Genomic DNA, 6,850 nt, shown 5'->3' on the forward strand with positions numbered 1-6,850 from the left:
CAATATATAAGTAATAAAAACAGAATTTTTATTTTTTTAAAGGACAAACGTTTGTTTAAAAATGCTTATAATTTAAAAATTCGGGGCATCAGAGTAATGTTGCGCTGAGAAAATATAGATTGTATTTTGCCAAAACATTCCCGAAAATTTTTACAAAAAGCTAAAATTGTCTAAACGACAATTAATAGAGATAAAACATTGAACTTTTTGTAGCATAAATTATATAATTGCCACAATTCCATCCATAGCATTAAATTGAAGGATTTAGATTAATAATGTGAACTGCGATATTTACGCGCAAACGTTTGTTTTTATTTGAAAAACCATCATAAATAGCTAATAATGACATATTACCAAATCATCCGGTGAATTTTTTCGGTAAATCGCGATTTGTAATCCCGACTTAAGAACTAAGAATTTTTAATCCTTAAAAAGAATTAACCATGCAGATTATAAACACACAGCACAAAGGTCAAGATCGCAGATCCTGACCAACTAGCGTAAACTATAGGTAACGTATTGTTAGTGTATCAGTATTATTTTTGGCAGGATTTATTCGATACTCAACTTAAAATACTGCTAAGTACTGCCTCAGATGCGGCTTCACAGAAATCGATTCCGGAATAATCGGGGTTGTAACCACCAATGTACGGAACAGCCATAATAAAGATTCTTTTATTCGCCTCCCCAGCTTCATCAACCACCTGAAAATGATCGGTAATGGTGATACCGGGCACCGTTAAAAAATAAGTATTGCCTTTCTTCGTCACCAAATCATTATGCTTCATTTCTTCCTTCCCGTTTTCTGCAGACTGAAATTTTAGCTTTGCCGGACTTACCGTTCCATTGGCAATTAAGCTTTTAAAAGGAAAATCATCGAAAGAAAGGTGCGGCTGACCAACACAGTCGATAAAGGTATCGAAGTGAACGGTAACCTTTTTATCATCCAACGTATAATGATAATCAGCACCGCCAGTTTTTAACGGTTCTACTTTCGCATCATCTCCAACGGCAACAATGTTTAACACGCCAGCCTCATACAGTGCCAGTAATTCTCTGCAAGAACTTTGTGGCACAAATGCAATTACAATAGAGATCAGCGGCATCAATACTTTTTGGAGCCGTTCCATATCTTCGGCAGACAAATATTTGGCAGGATAATTCATCGCAAAACTTAAAACAGCCAAAGCTTCTTTCCAATAAATAGATTTACGCTTCTCTATCGACTTTTCAGCTTCATCATATTCTTTTTTAAAAAGATCGAAAGGTTCCATTTTTTCCCTGAAACCCATCATGGCCCCTACAAATTCTTCCAGGTTCATGTTTTTGATCTGCGCATAAAATGCCGGATCTTTTTCGATAAACATTTCTTTAAAATTCTTTTCGAATACAAAATCCAATGGTAAAAAGCCTCCGTTTTCCGCTATGCTCGCTTGTATTTCAGCTTTACTCAGCGTTTCTTCTTTGCCCAAATGCGAATCTTCCAGATGAAAACGAATGGCCGGCAATAAACCACTTCGCGAGTGCATTACAATTTTAAAGCCTTCGCTTTCTAAATGATAACGATAGGTTCCATCTTCATTGTCTTCAAACTTACCATTTTGCCTGGCCAGTGTTCTTAAGGCATCAATAGCGGTTAACGATGAGCCCATGATGCCAACAGCGTGATTGAGCTTTAACGATATCTTCTTTGGTGGATACGGAGAATCGAAATAGTTGGGAATACGACCTTCATATTTCTTTGGCCAATTGTGTCCGGTACAGATAATAACCTGGTCGAAATATGCCTTACCATGATTTTGGATACTTACACCAACCTGGTTATCTTCAGGAAAATCGACAATATCTTCTACTACACATTTTAAATGTACATTGGTTTTTATCCCTTTTTTCGCCGCTGCATCTTTCAGCAGATTAAACTGCGCAGATAAGTATTCTCCAAAAAACAATCTGGGTAATACTTTATACTCATTAAATTTCGCTTCGTTGATGTTAAACTTTTTTAACACTGCTTTAGGCGCAATTTTAACCCAATCTTCTATAGAATTATAAATGATTGGAATTTCATTGTCTGATACATTGGTAATATGTTCTACATTAGCGCCTTCGGCACTATAAGGCATACCGGCACCTAAATAATCCTTACGCTCGAAAATGTCTATCTCAAAATTGGCCGCTTTTGATTCTGTTAATCTTTTATACATAAAAAGACCACTCGGCCCACCACCAATAATGGCAATTCTTTGTTTTGCTGTTTTAGTATCCATTTATAATTCATACAATCTTAAAAAAGGGAAATTGTTTTGTTTTTTTGCCACGGAAAACAGCGCGCAGTGATTAATCAGTTTAATTTGTCATCCTGAGGAGTAATTTATTCTATAAACATTAATATAAATGACAGGAAAGTCTCTGCATCTAACTCCAATAAGTTACCGTCATTTCGAGCGGAGTGCAACGCAGTCGAGAACCACGTTGTGCTCAGCGGAGCTAAATCTGTCTTAATAGATCTCTCCGCTCCACTGCGTTTCGGTCGAGATGACGCTATCTTTTTTAACACTGTCAATGGTAGAGGTCAGACGATCGGTTTTAGGTGTTGTCATCCCCTGTGGTTAAGAGAAAATCACAATTACCAAGAACCAATTCTGCTTATTACTGTTAAAAGAAAAGTCAATAAATTAAATATGGATACACCGCAACCAAAATTATATATGCTTTTATTGGGATCGAAAGCACCAAAAAGAAATGTAGAACAGCACGATTATTTCTTCGGCATTGCACATTCGCTTAAAGCACTGGTTCCCGAAATTAAAACATTTTGGCCAGAAGCAGGAGCCAGCATCCATGTAGATGGCTGGCGGGAAGTGAACAAGGTTGACAACTATGAAATCAACATTAAATTAAGAGACGGCCACACGCCTCTTTCTACTGATAAACTCTTTTTTATTAACCTTGGCGGCTACCAATCGAACAAACTATACGAGCAACATTATATTGTTTTATCAGTTCATGACGAAAGAGCAAAAGCCATACAAGAGGCAAAGAAAACTGTATTTTTTAAAACAAATTCGATAAAAGGTGCCAATGCGCATATTGACGAAAAGTATGGCATTGATGTGGATGATATTTATAAAATTGAAGATATTTTAAGCGAAGAATCGAAACAAAAATACCATATCGAAATAAAACCATCTTCAGGTGCTTTACCTGAAGATGAAATTCATTTGGGTTATTTTAAACTGGATAAACTTTAACAGTATTACAGGGTTATTTTTTCGACAGTTTTTTTAGCCATGCCACTAAATCAGCGGCTGCTTTATCATTTTCGAAACCCATTTCTTTTGGTAAACGTCCGTTAACATATTCGTCATACAACCATGGATCGGCAATGGCAATTGCGGTCCCTTTACCATATTTAGCAGAAGCAATCACTGTTGCGTTAGCTGCATTTTTCAACACCGGTTTTGCACCGGCTTTGGTTTCAATGGAGCAAACATCTTTCATAAATATTTTCTGCGCCGTTTTAAATACAGGATTGTTCTTGATTGAAATGGCACCATCATCAAAATGTTTGTCATCAATAACATGATTTTGCATCTCATTGGTAAAATGCATGCCAAATACATTGGCTAGTTTATTAAAGTGTGGCAACTCTACGTTTGCACTATCATTGGCAAACATCACCAATACACCGCCTTGCTTTACCCACGCCGAAATTTCGGTGATATCTGCTGCCTGTATATAATTTGGTTTTGGGTTTTCCTTTGGTCGGTCAGGATCTACAATTAGATATACATCAGTTCCTTTTAATTTGGCTACAGTAGGTGCTGTTTCTAAAGAATCTAACTTAAAACCCTGTTTTTTAAATGCATTGCCGAAAATAGAAAAACCACTCATTGCCTGCTCACTCCACAGGTAATGAAAACGAATTTCTTTACCCTGCTTATCTTTACGGGTTTCACGATTAAAAAAATAATCTAAGGTAACAGTTTGTGCACTTGCCAGGATAGATGAACAGGTTAAAACAGAAAGTATGCAAACTCTAAAAAGCATTTTCATAAAACATATCGGGTTAAATTGTAAATATCAATAGCCCAAAAGTATAAAATTTAACTATAATCAAATTGTTATAATCAACCTACAAAGGCTTAATAGATATAAAACTTACGCCATATTAAACTAAATTGATTTACCACAACAAAAAAAATACACCGACACAGTTAAAATCGATTATCCGGTTTAGAGCCAATGCAGATAATCGTGTTCTCCGTCATTTTTTTTCTTGTTTACTTTAAGTCGCTTTTTGAATAAAGCCACGATAAAGAAAGCAATAATCAGAAAGGTAGCGCCTATTTGAGCTATACTTTCTAAATCGAGATCGAACATATGCTTAGTTTTATAAGTTTAACACTAATTTACCCGTACCTGCTCAGCTTTTGCCGTTATGGCTACTGAACTACTTGCCATAAATCCCTGAGGAACCTTCGGTTCTATCCAGGTAGATTTCGGTGGCAAAAACTCAGCATTTTCTGCAGCTGTAATAAACGCATCTGCCGTCATCGGAAAAAGAGAAAAGCCAATGGCGCTTTCATCACTGTTCAGCGCTGCAAGAAATTGAGCCCATTTACAATCCGGAAAACAGGTTAATCTTTCGTCTTCCTTCGGTTTATTAATCCCCAGCACAGCTGACAAGATTTTATCTTGTAAAATAACCGTATCAGGCACTGCTGATAATGCCATAGAAGCCTGATTTAAATCCAGTTGATACCATTCGCCTTTAAAACAAAGCCCTAACCTGTTCTTCTGATCAGGTTTATAAGCTTTGTTATTGGGGATTTTTGAAACATAATAATACTGTTGGAGTTTTTCCATCAACAGTGAGTAAGAAATATCTACCCCCGTAACCACTCTATGAAAGGCACCTATCGAAATAACATCAGCAGACACAAATAGCGAACTGATCTGCTGAGGTGAGTTTTTCTGCAATGAACAGGCTGCTTCCAGGCGATGATGGCCGTCGGCAAGGTAAACCGCTTCAAGTTTCGTAAATTCTTGCACAAATTTTTCAATAACATCTTCTTCCAGTACCTGATAAAGAAAATGTTCCATCTGTGACCATTCGCTTGCCAAAGGTTTACGCGTACGCACCACAAAATCAATAAGCGTATCTAAGGTTTTGTCTTTTTTATGCACCAATAAGATTGGTGATTTTTGCGTTGCCTTATTTTTCCGATCTGTTTTAAGTGATTCTACTTTCGACGATACGGTTTCTTCGTGCCTTTTAATGGCATTTACGGGTGTTTGAGAAAGATCGGTTGCTGCCCAAATTCCCCGCATTGCACCAAACTCACCACGAAACTCGTAAACATAAATAGCCGGCCGCTCATCCAAAGGACATCCAAATAAATTGAGCAGGTCTTCAAAAGAAAGCTGTTCATTTTTATGCACCTTACCATTTACCTGATCAGAAATCATCAGGTCAAATATGTCTTTGCCTGGCTGTAATGCCTTTAGTGGAGAGATTTTTATCATCTTTTAACTGATTATTCGAGTTCAAGAACTGTTTTATCGCTGTATATTTTTTCAAAACTGGCCATCGCATTTACCAATACTTCAACACTCGATAATGGGAGTGCATTGTAAAGCGAAGCCCTAAATCCACCAACTGTTCTGTAACCTTTTATGCCTACAATTCCCTGATCTGCCGCAAATTTTAAGAACCCGCCCTCTACATCTTTATTAACCGCCAGAAAAGTAACGTTCATTCGGGAGCGGTGTGCAACATCGGCCGTGCCATAAAAAAGTGGATTTCGGTCTATTTCAGCGTATAATAATTTTGCTTTTTCTATATTTCTCTGCTCTATCCCGCTTACACCGCCCTGATCTTTAAGCCACAATAAATTAAGCATGGCTACATAAATGGAAAAAACCGGTGGTGTATTGTACATGCTCATATTATCGCGAAATATCCGGTAGTCCATCATTGATGGGATTTCCTTTTTGGCCTGATTAAGAAATTCATTTTTAGCAATCACGAGTGTCATCCCTGCCGGCCCCATATTCTTTTGGGCACCTGCATAAATGAGATCAAAATCGCTAACATTAATCTTCCTGGAAAAAATATCTGATGACATATCGCATACCACGGGAACGCCGTTAGGAGAAAAATCAAATATCTCTGTTCCTTCAATCGTATTGTTTGAAGTATAGTGTATATAAGCAGATTCTTGATCAACATTAAACTGATCAGGGATATAAGCGTAATCTTTATCTTTCGAAGAAGCAACCAGCTCAACTTCACCAAATAATTTGGCTTCTTTAATAGCTTTCTGTGCAAAATATCCAGTATCAAGATAAGCAGCCTTTTTTCCTGCGCTCAAAAAATTCATGGCCACCATAGCGAATTGTGTACTGGCCCCACCTTGTAAAAAAAGCACGGAATAGTGATTGGGAACAGATAATAACTCGCGAACCAAAAGCTGGGTTTTAAGTACCACATCTTCAAATTCCGGCGATCGGTGAGAAACTTCTAAAATAGATAAACCCATCCCACCCCAGTTGATTACGGCCTGAGCAGCTTGCTCCATTACAGATGACGGCAATATGCACGGGCCGGCACCGAAGTTGTGTTTTTTATGCATGAGAAAAATAATATTCGGTTAAATTAATTACAATGTAAAGATCAGTAGTTAAGCAAATTATACCGCAACAACTTATTTATTTGGTAAAAATTATTTTTTATCAAACCCTTAACATCCTAAAAATTTGGTTTAGCACATCAGGAAAATAAGTTGACAGAATATAATTTTTATTTGCACTCCATAATTTTCACTATTATTGTAATATATACACT

Annotated in this window: 6 protein-coding genes; 1 reads left to right on the forward strand and 5 read right to left on the reverse strand. The window is 37.1% G+C overall.

Features of this window, described 5'->3' with window-relative positions; all coding sequences use genetic code 11:
* Nucleotides 1-563 precede the first annotated feature (563 nt).
* Nucleotides 564-2,267 carry an FAD/NAD(P)-binding protein gene (locus AC07YT_RS24845; RefSeq protein ID WP_086545330.1) on the reverse strand — a complete coding sequence of 568 codons (1,704 nt, stop codon included), beginning with the start codon at nucleotides 2,265-2,267 and terminating at the stop codon, nucleotides 564-566.
* Between the two features lie 414 nt (nucleotides 2,268-2,681).
* On the opposite strand from AC07YT_RS24845, the gene AC07YT_RS24850 reads away from it, so the two are divergent.
* On the forward strand, nucleotides 2,682-3,251 hold the full coding sequence (locus AC07YT_RS24850; protein ID WP_086545329.1) for a DUF1543 domain-containing protein: 570 nt from the start codon (nucleotides 2,682-2,684) through the stop codon (nucleotides 3,249-3,251).
* Between the two features lie 13 nt (nucleotides 3,252-3,264).
* Here the strand turns inward: AC07YT_RS24850 and AC07YT_RS24855 are convergent, their stop codons facing one another.
* From AC07YT_RS24855 to serC, 4 genes are all read right to left on the reverse strand, one after another.
* Nucleotides 3,265-4,056: a lacto-N-biose phosphorylase central domain-containing protein gene (locus AC07YT_RS24855; RefSeq protein ID WP_086545328.1), complete on the reverse strand. Its 792-nt coding sequence runs from the start codon at nucleotides 4,054-4,056 to the stop codon at nucleotides 3,265-3,267.
* A gap of 180 nt (nucleotides 4,057-4,236) precedes the next feature.
* On the reverse strand, nucleotides 4,237-4,383 hold the full coding sequence (locus AC07YT_RS24860; protein WP_494945577.1) for a hypothetical protein: 147 nt from the start codon (nucleotides 4,381-4,383) through the stop codon (nucleotides 4,237-4,239).
* 24 nt (nucleotides 4,384-4,407) lie between these two features.
* Nucleotides 4,408-5,529: a DUF1015 family protein gene (locus AC07YT_RS24865; RefSeq protein WP_086545327.1), complete on the reverse strand. Its 1,122-nt coding sequence runs from the start codon at nucleotides 5,527-5,529 to the stop codon at nucleotides 4,408-4,410.
* An 11-nt stretch (nucleotides 5,530-5,540) separates the two neighbouring features.
* On the reverse strand, nucleotides 5,541-6,638 hold the full coding sequence (gene serC / locus AC07YT_RS24870) for a 3-phosphoserine/phosphohydroxythreonine transaminase (protein ID WP_086545326.1): 1,098 nt from the start codon (nucleotides 6,636-6,638) through the stop codon (nucleotides 5,541-5,543).
* Between the last annotated feature and the right edge of the window lie 212 nt (nucleotides 6,639-6,850).

The sequence above is a fragment of the Pedobacter sp. GW460-11-11-14-TSB4 genome, from assembly GCF_059423705.1.